Here is a 1,929-nt window from a genome sequence, read left to right as displayed (position 1 = left end):
GATGTCCGCGTGACGGACAGCGTAGTGGTCGGCGCCGTCGGGAAGATGGGCTTCGATCGTCCCCAGCGCGAGCCCAGCGTCGATCCGGTCAAGCAGGCGATGGAACAGTCCCGCGGGCGCCAATCCGATCAGCCGCGCGACCCCGCCGCCGGTGCGATAGGCACGGTCGGCGCGGAGCAGTTCGTTACCGCGGCGCGGGCTGACATGCGTGTTCATTGGCACCTTCCTGCCCCAAACGCGCCGCGCTGACAATCGGTTGAAACGCGCGACGCCGTGACGTCACATGTACTCGTCATTCGGGATGACTGGCCGTGTCCGGCGCGGTCAGCCGGACCTGGAAGCGATCCTGCGCCAGCGGATGCATGAAGCGCTGGTCGCGGAGCAGGATCGCGTCGCCCTGCTTCTCCGCCACCGGCATGCGCGACCAGAACAGAAAGGCGCGTGCGGCGGGATCGGCTTTCGCCCAGGCAGCGAGGCGCGGATCGTCCATTCCCGTCGGCGCGCCCCTGATATCGATATGGCCGCCGATGCCCGGCGTGAAGCTGGCGGTTCCATAGCGGTCGGCGGTCCGCCAGAAGATATCGCGTTTCCAGAAAGCGAGCGGCGGCGGACTGGCGACGACGAGCGGTTCCTTGTGTCCGCTGGCCAGGAGCGCACCCGACGCCATGCGCTCGGCGGCGCCGGTGATCAGCCCGTTGGCGAGGATATAGGTGCAAACCGCCGTCGCGCCGAACCAGGCCGGCCGCTGCCAGGTCGGCGAGCCGCGCCGCTCGCGCCGCAACGACAGCCAGACCGAAACACCGAGGACGATCCAGATCCACAGGTCGATGATGAAAATGCTGTCGCCATAGAACCAGCGATGGCTGAACGGCTCGAGCAGACGGATGCCATAATTGTTGAGCCAGTCGAGCGCGGGATGGCTGAGGCAGCCGATATAGGCGAGCGCGAGCAACCAGCCCTTGTGGATCGGCAAACGATCCCCGGGGCGTTTGCCGCGCCGTTCTTGCCAGCGGTCGAAACCGAGCATCAGCGCCCACAAGACGAGCGGCAGCACGATGAGCGCAATCGGGCCATGGGTGATGCCGCGCCGCATCGACAGCGATTCGATGCCATAGACCGCGCAGGCCGCGTCGATATCGGGCAGGTTCGCCGCGATGATCAGCGTCGGCATCGCAAGACCGGTCTTCTTCTTGAGCCCCATCTGCCCCAGAAGCGCGCCGACGAGGCTGTGCGTCAGATTATCCATGGCGGGAAGGGATCAGAGTTCGGGACCGTTTTCGGTGACCGTCCAGGTCTGCCCCTTCCTGAGCAGGTTTTGAAGGTCGGCGGTCTTACCTTCTGCCGCCGCCTTGTTCTGGCGCACGACATCGGCCTCGAAGGTCGGGCGCGGGTCGTCGTAAAGCACGCCGAGGGCCATCGGGAATTCGCCGAAGCGCATTTCGACGAGCATGTGCGCGACGCTGCGGTTGGTGACGTCATGGATAATCACGCCGGCCGCCTGCCAGTCGCCATCGACGACGTCGACCGTCTTGAGGTGCAGCGCCTCGGCGTCGAGCGCGATGCCCTTCGTGCCCTTCGCATAAAGCATCGCCTCGCCCTGCTTCAGCCAGAGCTGGCGATCCTCGGCGCCCTTCGGCGCGGCAAAATCCTCGAACACGTCTTTATTATAGACGATACAGTTCTGGAAAATCTCGATAAAGGCGGCGCCTTTGTGGGCGTGCGCCGCTTTGAGGACGTTCGGCAGTTCCTTCGACACGTCGAAGCCGCGCGCGACGAAGCGGGCGCCGGCCCCGAGCGCGAAGGCCGCGGGCTGCGCCGGGCGGTCGACCGAACCATAGGGCGTCGAGGGGCTCGTCGTGCCGACGCGACTCGTCGGCGAATATTGCCCCTTGGTCAGCCCATAGATCTCGTTGTTGAACAGCATGATCT

General features: G+C 65.5%; 2 protein-coding genes and 1 pseudogene. All 3 read right to left on the bottom strand.

What is annotated here, in order from left to right; translation table 11 throughout:
• Positions 1-216, bottom strand: a pseudogene (locus JHC57_RS22315) (hypothetical protein); the annotation flags it as partial.
• Positions 217-292: 76 nt separating this feature from the next.
• Positions 293-1,246 (bottom strand): metal-dependent hydrolase, encoded by a 954-nt coding sequence (locus tag JHC57_RS22310; protein WP_294032745.1) that lies wholly within the window; start codon positions 1,244-1,246, stop codon positions 293-295.
• Between the two features lie 12 nt (positions 1,247-1,258).
• Positions 1,259-1,929 (bottom strand): thiamine pyrophosphate-dependent enzyme (locus tag JHC57_RS22305; RefSeq protein ID WP_294032744.1); only part of this gene is annotated, 671 nt, incomplete at its 5' end.

The sequence above is a fragment of the Sphingopyxis sp. genome, assembly GCF_016463645.1.
Lineage (GTDB): Bacteria > Pseudomonadota > Alphaproteobacteria > Sphingomonadales > Sphingomonadaceae > Sphingopyxis.
This window is presented reverse-complemented; position numbering and strand designations above follow the sequence as displayed.

Bases quoted from the DNA above. Each gene is read 5' to 3' on its own strand.
- JHC57_RS22310 (WP_294032745.1), bottom strand. From the start codon at position 1,246: ATGGATAATCTGACGCACAGCCTCGTCGGCGCGCTTCTGGGGCAGATG.